Annotated in this window: 19 protein-coding genes; 17 read left to right on the top strand and 2 right to left on the bottom strand. The window is 68.9% G+C overall.

Annotated elements, in window-relative coordinates; all coding sequences use genetic code 11:
- Position 1 precedes the first annotated feature (1 nt).
- On the top strand, positions 2-685 hold the full coding sequence (locus AB0O21_RS24460; protein ID WP_365174000.1) for an HD domain-containing protein: 684 nt from the start codon (positions 2-4) through the stop codon (positions 683-685).
- Entirely contained in the window at positions 600-1,586 is a 987-nt protein-coding gene (locus AB0O21_RS24455; RefSeq protein WP_365173869.1) for a glycosyltransferase, read from the top strand. Before AB0O21_RS24460 ends, AB0O21_RS24455 begins: the two co-directional genes overlap by 86 nt.
- Here the strand turns inward: AB0O21_RS24455 and gltX are convergent.
- Positions 1,579-2,973, bottom strand: a complete 1,395-nt coding sequence (gltX, locus tag AB0O21_RS24450) for a glutamate--tRNA ligase (protein WP_365173998.1) — start codon at positions 2,971-2,973, stop codon at positions 1,579-1,581. The genes AB0O21_RS24455 and gltX overlap by 8 nt on opposite strands.
- A gap of 167 nt (positions 2,974-3,140) precedes the next feature.
- Between gltX and AB0O21_RS24445 the strand changes: the two genes are divergently transcribed.
- The gene (locus AB0O21_RS24445; protein ID WP_365173867.1) at positions 3,141-3,917 is read left to right on the top strand and encodes a class I SAM-dependent methyltransferase; all 777 of its coding nucleotides are present in this window, start codon (positions 3,141-3,143) and stop codon (positions 3,915-3,917) included.
- 128 nt (positions 3,918-4,045) lie between these two features.
- Here AB0O21_RS24445 and AB0O21_RS24440 read toward each other — a convergent pair whose 3' ends face one another.
- Positions 4,046-4,606 carry an amino acid transporter gene (locus AB0O21_RS24440; protein ID WP_365173996.1) on the bottom strand — a complete coding sequence of 187 codons (561 nt, stop codon included), beginning with the start codon at positions 4,604-4,606 and terminating at the stop codon, positions 4,046-4,048.
- 446 nt (positions 4,607-5,052) lie between these two features.
- Here AB0O21_RS24440 and AB0O21_RS24435 point away from each other — a divergent pair, with 446 nt between their 5' ends.
- The 14 genes from AB0O21_RS24435 (at position 5,053) to AB0O21_RS24370 (ending at position 17,253) form a co-directional block, all read left to right on the top strand.
- Positions 5,053-5,526 (top strand): ATP-binding protein, encoded by a 474-nt coding sequence (locus AB0O21_RS24435; protein WP_365173864.1) that lies wholly within the window; start codon positions 5,053-5,055, stop codon positions 5,524-5,526.
- Between the two features lie 85 nt (positions 5,527-5,611).
- A complete protein-coding gene (locus AB0O21_RS24430; RefSeq protein ID WP_365173862.1) occupies positions 5,612-6,298 on the top strand; it encodes a hypothetical protein in 687 nt (228 codons plus the stop codon).
- Positions 6,299-6,860: 562 nt separating this feature from the next.
- Positions 6,861-7,253: a hypothetical protein gene (locus AB0O21_RS24425; protein WP_365173860.1), complete on the top strand. Its 393-nt coding sequence runs from the start codon at positions 6,861-6,863 to the stop codon at positions 7,251-7,253.
- A 287-nt stretch (positions 7,254-7,540) separates the two neighbouring features.
- Positions 7,541-8,092: a hypothetical protein gene (locus tag AB0O21_RS24420; protein ID WP_365173857.1), complete on the top strand. Its 552-nt coding sequence runs from the start codon at positions 7,541-7,543 to the stop codon at positions 8,090-8,092.
- Positions 8,093-8,332: 240 nt separating this feature from the next.
- Positions 8,333-8,866, top strand: a complete 534-nt coding sequence (locus AB0O21_RS24415; protein ID WP_365173993.1) for an SAF domain-containing protein — start codon at positions 8,333-8,335, stop codon at positions 8,864-8,866.
- A complete protein-coding gene (locus AB0O21_RS24410; protein WP_365173854.1) occupies positions 8,863-9,726 on the top strand; it encodes a hypothetical protein in 864 nt (287 codons plus the stop codon). Before AB0O21_RS24415 ends, AB0O21_RS24410 begins: the two co-directional genes overlap by 4 nt.
- On the top strand, positions 9,723-11,075 hold the full coding sequence (locus AB0O21_RS24405) for an ATPase, T2SS/T4P/T4SS family (RefSeq protein ID WP_365173852.1): 1,353 nt from the start codon (positions 9,723-9,725) through the stop codon (positions 11,073-11,075). The genes AB0O21_RS24410 and AB0O21_RS24405 overlap by 4 nt, the downstream gene beginning before the upstream one ends.
- On the top strand, positions 11,072-11,986 hold the full coding sequence (locus AB0O21_RS24400; protein ID WP_365173850.1) for a type II secretion system F family protein: 915 nt from the start codon (positions 11,072-11,074) through the stop codon (positions 11,984-11,986). The genes AB0O21_RS24405 and AB0O21_RS24400 overlap by 4 nt, the downstream gene beginning before the upstream one ends.
- The gene (locus AB0O21_RS24395; RefSeq protein WP_365173847.1) at positions 11,983-12,882 is read left to right on the top strand and encodes a type II secretion system F family protein; all 900 of its coding nucleotides are present in this window, start codon (positions 11,983-11,985) and stop codon (positions 12,880-12,882) included. Before AB0O21_RS24400 ends, AB0O21_RS24395 begins: the two co-directional genes overlap by 4 nt.
- A gap of 40 nt (positions 12,883-12,922) precedes the next feature.
- Complete coding sequence (locus tag AB0O21_RS24390) at positions 12,923-13,117, top strand: hypothetical protein (RefSeq protein ID WP_365173845.1); 195 nt, start codon at positions 12,923-12,925, stop codon at positions 13,115-13,117.
- Between the two features lie 3 nt (positions 13,118-13,120).
- Complete coding sequence (locus AB0O21_RS24385; RefSeq protein ID WP_365173843.1) at positions 13,121-13,534, top strand: TadE/TadG family type IV pilus assembly protein; 414 nt, start codon at positions 13,121-13,123, stop codon at positions 13,532-13,534.
- Between the two features lie 44 nt (positions 13,535-13,578).
- Positions 13,579-13,965: a TadE/TadG family type IV pilus assembly protein gene (locus tag AB0O21_RS24380; RefSeq protein WP_365173840.1), complete on the top strand. Its 387-nt coding sequence runs from the start codon at positions 13,579-13,581 to the stop codon at positions 13,963-13,965.
- Complete coding sequence (locus AB0O21_RS24375; RefSeq protein ID WP_365173838.1) at positions 13,962-14,411, top strand: pilus assembly protein TadG-related protein; 450 nt, start codon at positions 13,962-13,964, stop codon at positions 14,409-14,411. The genes AB0O21_RS24380 and AB0O21_RS24375 overlap by 4 nt, the downstream gene beginning before the upstream one ends.
- 130 nt (positions 14,412-14,541) lie before the next feature.
- Positions 14,542-17,253: a BTAD domain-containing putative transcriptional regulator gene (locus tag AB0O21_RS24370; RefSeq protein ID WP_365173836.1), complete on the top strand. Its 2,712-nt coding sequence runs from the start codon at positions 14,542-14,544 to the stop codon at positions 17,251-17,253.
- Positions 17,254-18,020: the final 767 nt, after the last annotated feature.

Raw genomic sequence — 18,020 nt, 5'->3', positions numbered from 1 at the left:
TATGGGGAGGGCAGTCTGGTCTGCCCTTGGCGCGGCAAGCTGGGAGCCTGACCAGCAGACGACGGCTCGTACCTGCGCCGAAATCGCGGTGACTTTGTACGAGGGGCATACCCGCGACCAGGGCACCCCGTACATCGAACACCCCATGGCAGTGGTGGCGATTCTCCGCGAAGAGCTGGGCGTTGTCTGCCCCACGGCTCTCATGACCGGGCTCCTTCACGACGTGCTGGAGATCAACCCTGGTGCCCGCGATCTGATCGGCCGACGGCTTGGGGTGAAGTTCGCCGACCGGCTCGCCGACATCACCCCCGACCACCGGCTCGAGCAGCGAGCCAAGGGGCCTGGAGACCGTCAGGTATGGCGGGAGAAGACCGCGGCCCTGGAGCCGGTGCCGCTGCTGATCCGGCTGGCGGACCGCATCCACAACACCCGCGACCTGGCCAACTCTCCCGACCTGGCGCGCCGCGCCCGGTTCCTGGACGACCTGGCCGTCTTCTACCTCCCGCTCGCCGAAGCCCGCCGGACGGACAGCCCTCAACTTGCCGCGGCGTACCGGGTGCTGCGGCATGAGTGCGACACCCACCAGGAGGAGAAGCGCCATGGTGCAGACCCTGTACTCAATGGACCCAACGGGCAGGACTGGCGGCCGGGAATACCTCCGAATGATCCACAACGTCACGGCTGAACAATTGCGCTGGGGCACGGTTCCCGACTTCAAGCGGGCCGACCGTATCCGGCGCTGGCGCAAAGTCCGGCATCTCCAGCGCCTGGCCCCGGTCATCGCCGCCCTCGACCGGCCCGACGCCTCGTTCGTGTGGGACGACCTGAGCCTGCTGCTGTTCACCCCAGGCATGCGGGCGCGCACCGTGTTTGTCTTCCACCACTACGAGCCTCTTCAGCACGACTCAGCACCATTGGAAGCTGTCCTGTGGCAGCAGTTGTTCGCCCTGTTGCCCCAGTGCGCGGCCGTGGTGTGCGTTGCACCGTACTGGGCTGAGTTCCTCCACCACCATGGAGTAGAGAACGTCCACGTCATCTACAACGCTTTCGACATGACCGAGATCGACACCGTACGAGGTCTCGACCGGGCGGCGTGTCGGGCCGAGTTCGGGCTCGCAGTGGACACTATCGCCGTCTACGCGGGCAAGGCCGTCCACTGGAAAGGAACCGAACACGTTGCCGGCCAGCTCGACGGCGCCCCGGGCATGAGCGTCCTCGCCACCGGCAGTAATACGATCGGGTTCGCCGGCACCCACCACGACCTGCCACGGGACCGCTACCTGAGGCTGCTGCGGGCGTGCGACGTCGGGGTCTTCATGCCCCGGATGCAGGAAGGGTGGAGCCGCTGCGCCGCCGAAGCGGTCCTGCTCGGGATGCCGTGTCTCATCCGGCCCCTCGCCGGCCTCGGTGACCTGGCCGCCCTGAGCGGTCAGCCCGCCCCTGACCCGGCCCGGCTGCCGCAACAGGTCCGAGACAGGGCCGCCTCACCACAGCAAGAGGCCAGGGCCGCATACGCGGCCCTGGCCCAGTTCGACACCGGCTACTTCGCCGATGCCTGGAGTGCTGTCCTCGCCAAGATCAGCTAACCGGAGCAGCTGCTTCTTCCTGGCCCGTCAGACGCACCGACGCGGCGTCCAGGCGGGCCAGGACCCGGTCACGCCCCAGCACCTCGACCGACTCGAACAGCGGCAGGCCGACCGTGCGCCCGGTGACCGCCACCCGCACGGGCGCCTGAGCCTTGCCCAGCTTCAGCCCCTGTCCGGCCGCGACGTCCTCCAGGCCCGCGTGCAGCGCCGCGGCGGTCCAGTCGTCCAGGGCCGCCCAGCGCTCCCGGGCAGCGGTCAGGATGTTCTCTGCGCCCGGTTTCATGGCCTTCGCCCAGGACGCTTCATCGCGCGGAGGGGAGTCGAGGAACAGCCAATCCACGTAGTTCGTGATCTCCGACAGCACGGTGATGCGGGTCTGGGCGTATGGGGCCACCGTCTGCCAGACCGCCTCATCGAATGCGGCCTCCTGCCACGGCGCCGCCTCGCCAGACAGCCACGGCCGGCAGGCGTCAACAAACTTTTGCGGAGACAGTGCCCGCATGTAGTCCCCGTTGAACGCGGACAGCTTCTTGACGTCGAAGAACGCGGACGCCTTGTTGACGTCCTCCAGCCGGAACAGTTTCTCCAGCTCCGGGAACGGGCGGACCTCCAGGTTGTCGCTGGGCCCCCAGCCGAGCAGCATCAGGTAGTTCACCACTGCGTCCGGGAGGTAGCCCTCGGCGAGGTAGTCCTCCAGAGCGACCTTGTCGCGGCGCTTCGACAGTTTCTGCCGCTTCTCGTTCACGATCACAGGCAGGTGCGCCCAGACGGGCGCCGGGGTCCCGAGCGCGTCCCACAGCAGCTGCTGTTTGGGAGTGTTCGACAGGTGCTCCTCGCCTCGGATGACGTGCGTGATGCCCTGCTGGATGTCGTCCACGGCGTTGGCGAGGATGAACACGGGGCTACCGTTGCCTCGGGCGATCACGAAGTCCTCCAGCGCGCTATTGGGGAACTCGGTTCGCCCGCGTACCACGTCGTCCACGACGGTCGCGCCGTCGTCGGGGGTGCGGAAGCGCAGAGCCCGGCCGTCTGCGTGCTCCAGGTTCCGGTGCCGGCAGAACCCGTCGTAGCCCAGGTGCTGGGAGCCGGTGCGGACGGTCAGCTCCTCCCGGGTGCAGTCGCAGTAGTACGCCTTGCCCTCGGAGCGGAGCCGGAGGGCGGCAGCCCGCTGTTCCTCGGTGTTCTGGGACTGGAAGTAGGGTCCCTCGAAGGTGGGATCGTCGGTATTGATGCCGATGGAGGACAGGGCGCTGATGATGCCGTCCACCCACTCGGGCCGGTTGCGGGCTTCGTCGGTGTCCTCGATCCGCAGGACGAACTTGCCTTGCTGCTGTCGGGCGATGACCCAGTTGAAGAGAGCGGAGCGGGCTCCGCCGACGTGGAACATGCCCGTCGGCGAGGGGGCGAATCGGACGCGGATCGAGTTCATCGGGCCAGGATATCGGCCCCGACGGCACGTCAGCAGCAATGATTTCCGACCGCCGCCCGGGTGATTTAGCGCCCGTCTGAGACCCGACGGCGACGTTCCAGGTCACCGCGCGGGTAGAGATCCACATGACCAATTTTGCAGCCGCGGCCCCCTACTATGCCCGCTTCCGGCCGGCCTACCCCAAGGCCGTCTACACCCACATTCGTACATGTTTCCGGCTGGACAGAACTCAACATCTTCTGGACCTGGGGTGCGGGCCTGGGACGCTGGCCATCCCGCTCGCGCGGTACGCGGCGGTCGTCCACGCGGTGGACCCGGAGCCTGCGATGGTTGCTGAAGGTCTGAAGCTTGCCGAAGCCAGGGGCGCGGTGAACATCGCGTGGCAGGTCGCTGACGCGTCCCGACTGCCTGATCTAGGGCTCCCCAAGGTCATGGTGTGCACCATGGGTCGTGCCTTCGGCTGGATGGACCGATCCCAGGTTCTGGCCGATCTGGACAGTGTGATCACCCCGGATGGCGGCCTTGCCTTCGTGTCCAGCGTCGCCCCGCCGGAGCCGCCACCGTGGCTCAAGGTGATCGAAATGGTCGGAGCGAATTACCTCGGGCCCGACTACCGGACTCGGTATGGACCCGCCGTCGGCCCTGTCGGGGGCCTTGACGACCTACTCGCAGGTTCGGCGTTCTCCCACGTGGAGACTGCCGTCTTCGAGCAGTCGCTGGAGTTCACCTTGGAGGAGCTGGTTGGACTGCAATTTTCCTTCTCGTATACCAGCCCTGACGTTCTCGGTGACCGTCAGGCCGCGTACGAGGCCGACCTGCGTAGCGGGCTCGCCCGCTTCGATCCCGCTGGCCGGTTCTGCGAGACCCGGCAAACGGTATGCACGACTGCTACCCGGCGCTAGATTCGTCGCGGCCATAACGGGGGCGAAGCTCACAGACCTCACCAGCTTGATCCCGGACCTCTACTACGTGCCGCCGCTGACCATCGGCTGATCGGCAGCGGGTGCCGTGTGACTGCCTGGCCGTGGCACTACCTGAGGGCCGCAATCCAGGGGTGGGACGGTGCCGTCGTCTCCAACGCGTCGCGAAGCCAGAGCCGCTGCTCGTTTCCGAGCAGCGGTAGGGCGGCTGCGAAGTCGACTTGGTCCTTGGCGCGGACTGCTTTTGCCTTGTAGTAGAGCTGGATTTCAGAAGCCAGGTAGGGGATGCCGTCCGGGGTGACCCTGCCCAGGCAGTCGATGGGGAGCCGCACGCGCGGATCGCGTCGCGAAACCCAGTCGTTGCCGTCGGCTTCGTCAAGCATCAGCTCGAACGTCCAGGGCGCGTCGGGGGCAGGGCGGCACCAGATGCCGTTCAGCGGCAGATCCAGGGTTTCCTCGGGAAGCCACGGGCGGAGTTGGCCGGCTCCCGGCGGATCGGCCACGTGGAGATCCCAGCCGGCGAGATGGGCTTGGATGGCGGCCTGGTCACGGCGCAGGACGAGGATGTCCACGTCGTCGTGCGGCCGCAGTGGGTGGCCTACGGCCAGTTCGATGGCGTAACCGCCGGCGATCCACCAAGGGAACTTCGCTCCCTCGAATAGCTTGGACATCTCGGCTGGGCTGAGGGGGGCCCATTGGCCCAGTGCGTTACTCACGTCCCCATGGTCCCAGTTGGGATGGTCCGTCCGCACGATCACGGCCCCCGGACGCTCATAAACCCCCATCGGCGGAAGTCGCGAGAGCCGCAATGGTTTGCCCGTGACCCGCAGGAGCCACTTCGCTGTGACGCGGGGAGGCAGAAGTCCTCAAAAGTCCTCGTCAGAGGGCAGTTCCGCTCTTGCCGCACTCCACGGTGTGGTGGTCGCGTCCCGATCGCGATTCCCGGGGAGGCTGCCATGTTGCCGACCGTCCTGTTCGCATCCATTCTCTTGCTGCCTGCCGCAGCTATCGGTGTGCCCCCGCTGAGGGGGGAGGTGATTGCCTGCATGCGCCCTGGTCGCGGGCGACACCGTCGCATCGACCGACGCCGCCACGCTGCTCGGGGAGGTACGCCGCGATGACCACCGCGAGGCGTAGCACCCCCGAGGCCCTGTACCGCTGGACGAGCTGTACGCCCAACCCGGCTGCGGAGGCGCGGGCAGTGCTCCGCCGAACCCTCGGACGGTTCGGGCTCCCCGGAGAGGCAGTCAGTGACGGCGTGCTCGCCGCGTCGGAGCTTGTCGCCAATGCCACTGAACACGCGGAGGGCCCGTACGAGCTGAGGCTGCGCGTGACGGCCGCCGACATCATCTGCGAGGTCCTTGACCACGACCGCAAGGTCCCTGACCTCTCCGGCTTTGAGGCGTCGGGGCCGCTGGGCCACAGTCGCGCCGAGCCCGAGGGCGACCTGGACGCGGTCTTCGCCCTGCTCTCCGAACGCGGGCGCGGCCTGCAGATCGTGCACGAGCTGACGGCCGGGGTGTGGGGCTTTCGCGTGGTCGACGACAGCAGCAAGGTGGCCTGGCTCGCCTTGAGCCTGACGCGAGGGTGAGCTGAAGCGCCGATCTGAGGGTGTGCCTGGTGCGTGATCCCTAGGATAAGGATCACTGGTGCGGATGGCTGGGGACGGTGGAGAGATGGACTACAACCCGTATGCGGTGAAGCCGATCACCGAGCAACGGCCGCCGGCCCCGCCTGCTTGGACCGCGTTCGATGACCACCTGCTCTATACCGTCCGCGTGGTGCATGACCTGATGCAGGGACGGCTCTCCGAGCGCCGACCCGTGCCTTCCGCGGCACGGCTCGCGCCCGGGGAGCTGTCGCTGGCCGTGGGGCCGGCCTCCCGCTTCACCTGGCGGGCGCTGGGCAACGGCACGTATCAGCACAACAGTGTGGTCGCGTTCGGTGGACCGGCGTTCGTCATCGGCAGCATGGTCGGATCGGCGCTCGGCAATGCCGCCCGCAGGAACAGGGCCGCTGCGGATGCACAACCCCGCTGGGTGGCGGACGGCTCGGGTGAGTTGACCGTCACCAACCGGCGTGCGTACTTCGGTCAGACGCAGAGGTTCCTGGACTTGAATTGGTCAGGGCTCCACGCGGTGGACCTGGTCGGCCCCGAGGTCTTTCAGTGCTCGTTTCAGGACGTGTACGGCGGCGGACACTGCACCGTCCAACTCCATTCCATGTGGGCATCGCTGATGTTCGCACTTGCCGCGCACGTCGCGTTCCCCGCCCATCCGAGGCTGCTCTCCGGAGGCTGGTTACCGCCGGACTTCGAGGCACGCTGCGCCGCGATCGGGGCTGACTGTCCCCCTGTGCGATGACGGCGTACAACGCCGCCTCCTCGCTCAGGCGGTCGGTTGCTTCACTCGTCCGAGCGCGGGCACGGCCTGCCCATTATTTACGAACTGGCCAGGAGTAAAGGGTGGTTCCGATGCCGGAACGGGACGAAGTCAGCAGAGCTGGCCCTGCCGCTTGGGGTGGGCGCCCGCCCGGTCGGCGCTCTGAACGAAGCTCTGGCTCGGTGTACGGATGCGAGGGCGGTGTATCGCTCAATCGAGCGATACGCCGCCCTCGTTCGCGTGGGGTCTCGAAGCGCGCTCCGCGCGTGTAACGGGCCGGAAACAAAAGGCAATCGACAGCCAGCGACCCGATTCAGGGCCACGGGGCGGGGTAACTCCAGCCGCAACTAACTACGTAGAGTCTTCGTTCATATGCATTGAGTGATGGAAGGCGGGGATGGTGAAGTCGAACGGGCGAGCCTCTGCTCTTCGGGTAGGGGCAATTGCGGCGATCGTGGGGTCGTTACTGGCGGGGTGTGCGAAGGCCTCATCAGATGCCAGGCCGCTGCCAGGGAGGCCGGCGGCTGAGTCTCGAACGCCTACGGTGCAGCCAACGGAGGCGCTCGCTGCCTACCGGGCGATGTGGGACGACCTCGCTGCCGCCGCGGAGAATTCGGACGCGAAGCATCCCGGACTGGGTGCGCACGCCTCCGGCGGAGCGCTGCAGCTGCTGCGCCACATGATGACGGAGGACCGCAAGAAGGAGGTCGTCACCAAGGGTCGGCTGCGTCTCGACCCTGTCGTGGAGGACAACGGAACGATGGAGGTGGTGATCCGAGATTGCGCGGACGCCACCGACTGGCTCCACTACACGAGTGACGGCAAGCGGGAAAATGACGTACCAGGCGGACACCATCGCATCGACGCGACCCTTCTTCAGAGGGGGAGCGCCTGGTGGGTTGACCGCTTGTACATCGGGCAGGTCGGGAGTTGCTGAGGCGAGCTTCCGCCGGGCCGGTGACAGTGGCGGCGGCCTGCATCACGGTGCTCTTAACCGCGCATGGTGTGGTAGCCGACGACGGGTTGAGTACGGGCGCTGGTGTTACATGCGGGCCTGGTGCGTGCGACGCGGAGGCGACGAGCGTCAGGGGAAAGCCAGGCGCAGGCCGCTCGGCAAAGAGTCGGCCGTCCCCTGATCGAGAGTCGTCGAAGTCCGGCGGCGGAAGGCAGACGGGACCGCCGACGATCACCTCAACGGGCTGGGAGTTTGATCTGGGCGGTGGCGTGGGGATCTTGCCGCGGTTCGACATCGAGGACCAAGAGAAACGGCCGGAGGCGGCCGGAAGTCGTCCCGTGCCGGTGGAGTGGGTCGTTCAGCGGGCGGTGGAGCGGTTGGAATTGCCTCGGCCGGTGATTCGCATGAGCCCGGATGAGGACCTTGTTCAGGTGGTTCACGTGCCGACGTGGATGTGGGTGGAGCGCGGTACGTGGGGGCCGGTGTCTGCTTCGGCTGCTGTGGACGGGGTGACGGTGACAGCTATCGCTCGACCTCGGCAGGCGGTGTGGTCCATGGGAGAGGGCGGCAGCGTGGTGTGCCGGGGGCCGGGGACGCCGTATTCGGAGGCGTTCAGCCCCAAGGCGCCGTCGCCGGACTGTGGTTACACGTACCGGAGTGCCTCGGTCTCCGTGCCCGGCAAGGCGTACACGGTATCCGTGCGGGTGACCTGGGACGTTGAGTGGCATGGCGGCGGACAGGCCGGTGTGGTGCCTGGGCTGGTGATGACTGCTGGGCGACAGCTGGTGGTGGACGAGGTACAGGCCGTTGTCATGCGGTGACGAGCCGACCGGCCCGTAGAGCGGTACGCCGGATCGATGGACGTTGGAACTCTCTTGATCGCGAGGTGAATTGTGGGTACCTCCATCTCTTCCTCTGCTGTGAAGGGCGGTGGGCTCAGGGTGCCTGGCGCGCGCCGGGCGGGTCCGGAGCAGCAGCCGGCGGTGACGGGCGGTCGGCGGCGCAGAGTGGGCTGGGTATGGGCCGGAGTGGGGGCGGTGGTGGTCTCGGCTGTCGGCTTCATGTGGGTTGTGCAGTCCGCCGGGCAGCGGGGCCAGGTGTTGGTGCTGGCTCGGGACGTGCCGGCGGGCCAGGTGCTTGGGCTGGGTGACCTGCGTGTAGTGGCGGTGGCGGCTGACGCGGGCGTGGTGCCGTTTGCTGAGCGGGACAGTGTGCTGGGGCGGAAGGCGAAGGTGCCGCTGGTGGCCGGGTCGCTGCTGGCGCCAGGACAGGTAGGTACGGATGCCTCCTTCCCTCCGAAGGGCTTGTCGCAGGTGGCGCTCGCCGTGGAGGCGGGCGGGGCGCCGCCGGATCTGACTCCTGGAGAACGCGTCGCCGTCCTTCCCGGCCCTGTTGGTGCGGGCGCCGTGGCCAGTACCGAGGAGGAGGCTGCCTCACCTGTGGCTGGGACCGTGACGGGTGTGAGGGCCCCGGAGTCCGCCGGCGGACCGAGGGTCGTGACCGTGCTGGTCGAGACGGGGGCAGCGCGGCGAGCGGTGCGACTGGATCATCCGCGCGTGGTGGTGCTCCCTGCGGAGGGGCGTGAGGCCCCGTGAGGCGGCTGGTCATCATCGGATCGATCACTGGTGCGCCGGGGGTGACCACGGCGGCGCTGGCGTTAGCCACCATGTGGCCGCAGGAGACGGACGGCGGCGTGCGGCCGGTCGTCGTGGAGGCGGACCCCTCCGGCGGTGACCTCATGATCCGCTTCGGCCTGCCGACGGCTCCCTCGCTGCTGGACGTTGCGGCAACGGCAGGACAGCAGTACCCAGGCTCGCTGCTGGGAGCGGTCTGTGAACTGCCCTTCGGAGTGCGGGCGGTGGCCGCGGTTCCGGGCCGTGGCCCGTGCAGCCAGGCGGTGCGGCTGGTGGCCGGCGAGGCCGGACGGCGTGTACTGCGAGGTGAAGACGGCGATGTGGGAACGGTGCTGCTGGACGTGGGCCGGCTCGGCGAGGACGCCGCCCCGCTGGTCGACGCGGCTGACCACGTGGTGATCGTCACGCGTGGCGGCGCGGAGCCCCTCACCCACGTGTCCAGGTACGGACTGGACGCTGATTCGTATTCCGGGCGGCTGACGTTGGCGGTAGCCGGGCCGTGCCCGTATCCGTCGGAGGAGATCGCGAGGTCGCTCGGCATCGAGCACGTGGTGTTTTTTCCCTGGGACGCCAAGGGCGTGGCCGCGATCAGCACCCCAGGGCGAGGCGTCTGGCCTCGCACCACCGGCTTTTGGACGCCGCCACTCTTGTCTGCTGCAGGGGCGCTGGCCCGTCAGCTCACTGGTGCTTCGGAGAGCAGGACCACGGTCGGCGAGGCGGAGTACGAGTATGCCGCTGACAGCGGTGGGGCGCGGATGGCCGGGCGAGGACGCGGAGAGCCATCCCAGGTGCTGGGAGGAAGTGAGGGAACCGGATCATGAGCGAGCTGATGGTGTTGCCGGGTGCGGTACTCGGGGACCACGAGCGCGAGCTGGCCGGAGTGGTCCGGCAGAGGGTGGCGTCACGGCTGGCGGCGTACGCGGGCGAGCGCGAGCTGGCCGGTCTGCCACCGGACGACGAGACTGCCAGGCAGGCAACCGTAGCGCGGCTGCTGGCCGAAGAACTCGGTGCGCGTCGGCGCCAAGCCCTGGCCCAGGGCGATCAGGTCATCGATGCCGCAGTGGAGGATCGCATCGCCCAGGCGGTCAAGGACGCGTTGTTCGGCACCGGGAGCCTGGAGCGGCTGCTGGCCGACGAGACGATCGAGAACATCTGCGTCAACGGCTGTGACGTGGTGTGGGTCAAGGACTCGTCGGGCACCTGGCGCCGTGAGGCGCCGGTAGCTGCTTCGGACGCCGAGCTTGTCGTGCTGGTCCGCGATCTGGCGGTCCATGCGGGCGATGAGGAACGGCGCTTCGACCGCGGCATGCCCCGCCTGAACCTGCGGCTCCCTGACGGGTCCCGGATGTTCGCGGTGATGGCGGTGACGGGACGCGTGTCGCTCACCATCCGCCGTCACCGCTTCCCCGCCGCCTCCATGAACGAACTGGTGCGGCTGGGCGTGTGCGACGCACAGCTAGCCCGCTTCCTGAGAGCGCTGGTGCACGCGCGCAAGAACATCGTCATCGGCGGCGGTACGAACGTCGGCAAGACCACCGTGCTGCGCGCCTTCGCCCACGAGATCCCGCCCGATGAACGGCTCGTGACGATCGAGGACACCTTCGAGCTCGGTCTGGACGCCAACCCCGCGGCGCACCCGAACGTGGTGGCCATGCAGGCACGCGAGCCGAACATCGAGGGCCAGGGCGGCATCGACCAGGCGGAACTGGTGCGCTGGGGTCTGCGCATGTCCCCGGACCGCGTCATCGTTGGGGAGATCCGCGGCGCCGAGGTCATCCCGATGTGCAACGCCATGTCGCAGGGCAACGACGGCTCCCTGTCCACCATCCACGCCTCCACCTCGCGCGGGGTGTTCACCAAACTCGCCTCCTACGCCGCGCAGGCACCGGAGCGGCTCACGCTGGAGGCGACGAACCTGATGGTGGCCTCCGCGGTGCACTTCGTCGTTCACCTGGGCTGGGATGCCAATCGCCGGCGGGTCATCGACTCGGTCCGCGAGGTCATCGACGCCGACGGGGCGCAGGTCGTCTCCAACGAGGTCTACCGGCCAGGGCCGGACAGGAGTGCGGTGCCCGCCGCCCCGCTGCGCCCCGAGACGCTCGATGACCTCGTGGCGGCAGGGCTCGACCCCCAAATCGCGGCCCAGCAGTGGTGGGGGACGGCGCGATGAGCAGCATGTTCGGTCCCGAGGCCACATCTGGGATCGCGGTGGCGTGCGGGACCGTGTTCGGGCTCGGCCTGGTGGCCATCGGGTACGGCGCCGTACGGCGAGCCGCACGCGAGCAGCGGGCCGGCATCGGGGTGGCCTTGGCGGCCCGGCTGCCTGCGGCCTGGACCGCACGGCGTGTTCTGATCGCGCTGGTGGCCGGCGCGGTCGCGGGGGCGCTGACGGCCTGGCCGGTCGCGGCCGTGCTGACGTCCGTCGGCATGCTGACCCTCCCGGGCTTGCTCGGACCGGATCGGGCCGCGGCACGGCGCACGGAGAAGATGGAGGCGCTGGCCACCTGGACGGAGATGCTGCGCGACACCCTCTCCGCGGCGGCCGGTCTTGAGCAGGCAGTGCTGGCGACCGCCGACATCGCGCCGGCGGCGCTCGAGTCAGAGCTGCAAGGTTTGGCTGCCGCTGTCCGCTCGGGGCGTCCTCTCCCGGGTGCGTTGCGGGTGTTCGCCGAAGAGATCGAGGATCCTCTGGCGGACGTGGTGGTGGCAGCCCTGGTGATGGCTGCCGAGCAGCAGGCCAGGCAGCTCGGACCGCTGCTGGGGGAGCTGGCGGACTCCGTGCGTGAACAGGTGGCGATGCGACAGCGCATCGATGCAGGGCGGGCAAGCGTGCGTACCGGGGTGCGCGTCACGGTGATCGTCACCCTGGGGATGGCGGTGGGGCTCGTCGTCTTCAACCGCCCGTACCTGGACCCCTTCGACACCCTGACAGGACAGCTGGTCCTCGCAGTGGTGGGCATTCTCTTCGCCGCCAGCTTCAGCTATTTGACGGTGATTGGCCGCATCGACGAGCCAATCCGCCTGATCAGATGCGCCCCTTACCCCGCCGGGACGGAACCTGCGGCTGGAGGCAAGCGGTGATCGTCATGCTGCTCGGCGCGCTGTTCGGTGCCGGGGCGACCGCGCTCGTGTACGGGCTGCGCCCGCCCCGCCCGGCTCTTGCCGATGTCCTCACCGCTCTCAACACACCGGCGCCGCCGCCGGGGCCGGTGATGAGCGGGCGAGATGATCCGGAATGGGCCACCCGCCTCGGCACACGCCTGGTGCCCCTGGTACGGGTGCTCGGCTTCCCCACCGCCACCTCGCGCGCGGATCTGGCCGTATGCGGCACCGGCGAGGACCACCACCTGGCGGGCAAAGCGGTCTGTGCGATTGCCGGGCTTGTCACCCCGTGGGCCGCCGTACTGCTGCTGCGCCTGGGCGCTGATGTGACGACGGGCTGGTCGTTGCCGCTGGCCGGGTCGCTCACCCTGGCCACGGCGCTGTTCTTCGCTCCCGACCTGAGCCTGCGCCAGCAGGCTGCGCGCCGGCGCCAACAGATGCGGCACACCCTCAGCCTCGTACTGGACCTGACCGTGATCGCCCTGGCGGGCGGGGCCGGCATCCAGCAGGCCCTCGCCCAAGCCGTCGCCGCGCCACAGGGATGGGCGGCGGCCAAGCTCCGGCACGCCCTCCACCTCGCCGAGCTCACCCGCACCAGTCCCTGGACTCACCTGGGCGATCTCGGACGGCAGCTGGCCGTGGCCGACCTGACCGAGCTCGCCTCGACGCTGAGCCTCGCCGGCAGCGAAGGAGCCAAGATCCGGGGCTCGCTCGCGGCGAAGGCCCGAGCGATGCGAAGGCGCCGGATCTCGGAGGCCGACGGTGCCGCGCAGGCGGCCACCGAACGGATGTCACTGCCCGTAGTCGGGCTATTCGCCGCCTTCCTGTTGCTGATCGGCTATCCCGCCCTGGCGCACGTCATGTCCATGAGCTGAACCCACCCCCATCTCACGTACGACAGAGAGAGCACTTGCCGTGAACCACCTCGACACCCTCGCCTCCCTGGTGCGCGCACACCTTGCCGACGTCCGTCGGCACACCCGATCGGATGCGGGCTACACCACCGAGACCATCGTGGTCACCGCCCTGCTGGCGATCCTGTCCCTGGCCGTCGTGGGCATCATCGCGGCCAAGGTCATCGCCAAGGCCAACGGCATCAGCCTCGGTTAGCCGGTGACCGTCTTCCTTCGCAGGATTGCCAGCGATCGGGGTGCGGTGTGCACCGAGCTCGTCCTCGTCGTCCCCGTGCTCTTACTGTTCGCGTTGCTCGCGGTGCAGTTCGCGCTGTTCTGGCACGCCTCGCATGTCGCCCAGTTCGCCGCCCAGAGAGCGCTGGCCGCTGCCCGTGTCGAGGACGGGAGTGCCACGGGGGGCCGGGACCAGGCCCGGCGCAGCCTGGCCGTACTGGGCAGTCGGGTCCTGACGACACCGTCGGTGACGGTCCACCGCTCCCCAACGCGGACCACCGTGCGCGTCGATGGAACGGTGATGCGGGTCGTCCCGGTCCCCGGCCTGGTGCTGCACGCCTCCGGTACAGCCTCCGGGCCCACCGAGAGGATCACCATTCCCACCGGAGCGCGGCCGTGATCGAGCGCCTGATTCGCACACGTGCTGACAGGGAGCGCGGTTCCGTGGCGGTAGAGCTGGTGATGGTCACGCCGCTGCTCGTGCTCGTCTTCCTGGTCGTGGTGGCGCTGGGGCGGCTCTCCGATGCCCGCCTGCTGGTGGCGGACGCGGCACACCAGGCGGCTCGGGCCGGCTCCCTGGCCCGCAGCGAGAAAGAGGCACACCTTCGGGCACGGCAAGCGGCGAACGAGGCCCTGCGCGCGGCCGGAACCTCCTGCGCACGGCCACGTGTGCGTCTGTCCACCGGGGGCCTCGCCCCGGGTGCCTCCGTGACCGCGCGGGTTTCCTGCACCGCTGACCTCGGCGACCTCACCCTGACCGGGATGCCCGGCCGCGTGCTGCTGGACGACACCGCTTTCTCCGTGGTCGATTCCTTCCGGAGTTCCCCGTGAACCGACGAACCCAACCGGGCCGATCCCACGCCCGTGCCCTTGTCGCAGTAGGCGACGATCGGGGGAGGGTCACTGCCCTCGTCGTCGGTGTCGTCGCCGCGCTGTGGCTGTTCGCCGGGATCGTCGTCGACGGCGGGCTCGCCCTGGCGGGCAAGGCAAAGGCGCTGGATGTGGCGCAGGAAGCCGCCCGTACCGGCGCGCAGCAGCTCGACGTCGGCCAGCTCCGGCGCGGGGGCGAAGTACGGCTCGTGCGTGAGCGGGCCGTAGCGGCTGCACGCTCCTACGTCGCCTCCACAGGCAGCCGGGGGAGCGCGACCGTCAAGGGCGATGCCGTGACCGTCTCGGTCACCCACCACCAGCGCACGCAGATCCTGCAGCTGATCGGCGTGCGCAACCTCACCGTGCACGCGACCGGTACCGCACACGCCGAACGCGCCACCCCGTGAAGGACCATGCTCCGCGTTCTGCGGCCGAAGAGATCGAGCGATGATGCACCCTCTCGCGCTACGCCAGAGGCTGACCGCAGCCTTCACCGCGGGCGGGACTCTTACTGTCACGCTCGCGCTACTGGCCGGTATGCCTTACGTCCTCTGGCGGGCCGCCGGCCTCCCCTGGCCCGAACGCGTCTACTCCTGGGGACAATTCGCGGACCGGCTGGCCGAGCCAGTCGGCGATCCGCTGCTGATCGAACTGCTGGCTGTGGTGGGGTGGATGTGCTGGGCGGCCTTCGCCTGCACGGTGGTCCGCGAGGCCATCTGGTACACGACTCACCTCCCGCAGTTGCTGCGTGACCGCCATGCGCACGCCGAGCATGTGGCCACGCTGTCCGTCAAGGGATCGCTGGCCGCGCTGTGCATCGGCACCCTCGTCGTGGCCCTGATCGGCCTGTGGCGCCCCCAGACCGCCGACGCCCAGCAGCCTGCCTTCACAGGTGAGCTGAGGGCGCATACCGCCGCGACAGCCCCTCGCGTCCCCGCTCCGAGCCGGCAGACCGACCTCGTGGGAGCAGCCGTGGCAGCCGACTCCTCCTCCGAGGCCGCCCGGTTCAACGCGGCTCAGGCCGCGCCCGCTGACGAAGCTGTCCGGCACGTCGAGTACACCGTGGTCGAGGGCGACACCCTCTGGGACATCGCGCACACCCACCTGGGAGACAGCCTCAAGTGGCCGCGGATCTACAAGTTGAACAAAGATCGAGTCCAGAGCGACGGATACCGGCTCACCGACCCCGACCGGATCCAGCCCGGCTGGCAACTGACCCTCCCCGTCACCCAGAAGGCGACCCCGCCGCCACCCGTCCCCGCCGCTCCAGGCCCCGAACCGGACGCCAGGCCCGCGTCACCCGCCTCCGCTGTGCCCGCATCACCATCTCTCGGACCGGAGCAGAAACCCGCACACCAGCCGGGCACGGAGGAAGCCAACACGGGACCAGGTCGTCACACCGAGCAGCGGTCCGGCGCGGCGGACAGCCGGATGGGCCCTGCCGCTATCGGACTCGGAGAGGCCGGCCTCATCGGTATCACCACTGCGGCCGGCCTACTGGCCGCCCGCCGCTACTGGTACTGGCACCAAAGCCGCCGAAGGGAACCCAGCCTGGACGGCGAAGTCCCCTCCCTGAGCCCCCTGGTGGACAAGGCAGCACAGGCCGCCCACGCCGCCACCCAGCCCCACCGCCCACACGACCCGGAATCCCTCGTCACCCGCCGCACACCTCCGCAGTCACCACGCAGTGCGGACACGGTCACGATCGGCGTCCGCGACGACACGGAAGTCTCGTTGAGCGAGGTGGCCCTGCCCGGAGGATGCGCCTGGCAGGGCCCCGGCGCAGAGAGCGCCGCCCGCGCTCTCCTCACCGGCATCCTCACCGCCGCTGAGCGCCAACGCCCCGGACCCCCGCGCGTCAAGGCCGTCGTGTCCGAAGACCTGGCCGAGCGTCTGCTGCCTGGACTACCGCCGCAGTTCACGGCCCTGACCCAGGAAGCCGATACAGCGTGCGCCATCCAGGCCGCCGAGCAGCACCTTCTCGCTCACGCCCACACCGAAGACGAGCAGGATAACGAGGCCGCCGGCACCGAAGCGACTGCGGCAGCCTCCGCTCAGGACACCGGCCCTGGCACCATGCTCCTGCTCACCGAGCCGGACACCGCACACACCGGGCAGCTTCAGACACTGGCCGCCCGCAGCCGCCCCGGCACCCTGATCGTCCTCACCCTGGGCGCCCCACCCCCAGGTGCTACCACCTGGCACATCGCCGCGGACGGCACCGCCACCGACCCTTCAGCTGGCGAACAACATCCCAGTCCGCTCAGACTGTTCCACCTCACGTCCCAGGCCGGACGCGACGTGATCGACGTCCTGCTCACCGCTCACGGACAGCGGCCCCGCCTTCGTGTCCTGCCCGCCGCCATCCCAACACCCAAGAGCCAGCCCCGCGAAACCGAAACCGAAGCCGCAACCGAGACCGAGCCCACCCCGGAACAAGACCCCCCGGGCCCGCACCCCGTCGGCCAGCAGCGGCCGGCACAGAGCAAACCCGTACGCCTGCACGTCCTCGGCCCCATCACTCTCCACGCCCGCGGCACCCCAGACCCCATCGGCACCCAGATGCGGCCCGAAGCCCACGAATTCCTCGCCCTCCTCGCGGCCCACCCCACCGGACTCCTCGCCTCCGACATCGCCGACAAACTCCACCTCGACCCAGGCAGCGAGCAGAACGCGCTGAAGAACCTGCGCCGCGCCGTACGCCGCACCCTGCGCACGGCAACCGGCATCACCTCACAAGAATTCATCCTCCTCCAAGGAGAATTCCATAAACTGAACCAGCAGCTCGTAGAGACCGACCTCGCAGAATTCACTCACAAGCTGAACCGGGCATTCTCCGCAGAGGACGAGAATGACGCCCTCGATGCCGCGCGGGAAGCCGTGGCCCTATACCGCGGACCCTTCGCCCACGGCGGCGACTACCTCTGGGGCGATGCCATCCGCGAGCATCTCGCGATGAAGGCCACTGACGCCGTCATCCGCCTGGCCCGAAGAGCAGAACGGGCCAGCGCCGAGCCGGGCGAGCGGCACACGGTTCTCCCGCTACTGGAGCACCTCAGCGCCATCCATCCCGACCACGAGCGACTCGCCCAGCACGCGATCCGGCTCTACCAAGCCGCCGGGCGCCCCGACGCCGCCCGGCATATCTACACCCGCCTCAAAAGGCACCTCGCCGACCTCGGCCTCGAACCCGAGCCGGCCACCGGGGCCCTCATCACATCCCTGGAGCACTCCCGCCAGAAGCGGTAAAAGCCCAGCTCAACGCCAACCTGAGGCTGCATCACTCCGAGCGGATCCGATGTCGTTCACCTCGCCGTATCCGCCGTCGTCTCAGCAGCCGCTTCCGCGTGCGCACTTGGATACGACGCCCCCGAGCAGGCAGAGAGCGCAGGTCAGGGGCCCTGCGAGCCACCGGTGAGCGGGGCCGACTGTATATCGGTGCAGCAACGCATCCCGATCTACATGCAACCGGCGCCCGACCCCCTACATCCCGTGCACCGGTGCCCGTTCCAGCGTATCCCTGCTCATGCTGCATCTCTGGCCTGCACTTCTCATCCTTCTCACTTACCAACTGCCAACCCTCAAACCCCCTGGCCGGCACAGCTCCTGAAACGTGCGAGCGCGGCGGCCACCCAGGCGCCGCCGAGGGTGCCGCTGCGCCGGGGCTGCGCCGGGGCTGCGCCGGGGGCCGCGCCCTCGCGCATGCACTCGAATTCGCAGGTTTTCGGCGTGCGCGGGTGCCTGGGGAACGGTCGTGCAGGCCAGTGGTCACGACGCCTTGCGTCGCGCATTCTGTATTCCTCCTGAATTTCGGTCGTGAATTCGCGAGAATTCCAGCATTATCAAGCCGGAATATGGCTTCAGGTGGTGCGCGGGTCGAGCTATATTTGAATTGTTCCCGGGAAGGCCGGGAATGAGAACCCTCCCAATGGGGCCGCCCGAAAACGGATTCGGGTCAAGTGCGCCCAAAAGGGGGCCTCTGTGAATCAAATTCGGCCGCCCCGGATTAGTCAGCG

This window comes from Streptomyces sp. NPDC091371 (assembly GCF_040684275.1).
Classification (GTDB): domain Bacteria; phylum Actinomycetota; class Actinomycetes; order Streptomycetales; family Streptomycetaceae; genus Streptomyces.
This window is presented reverse-complemented; position numbering and strand designations above follow the sequence as displayed.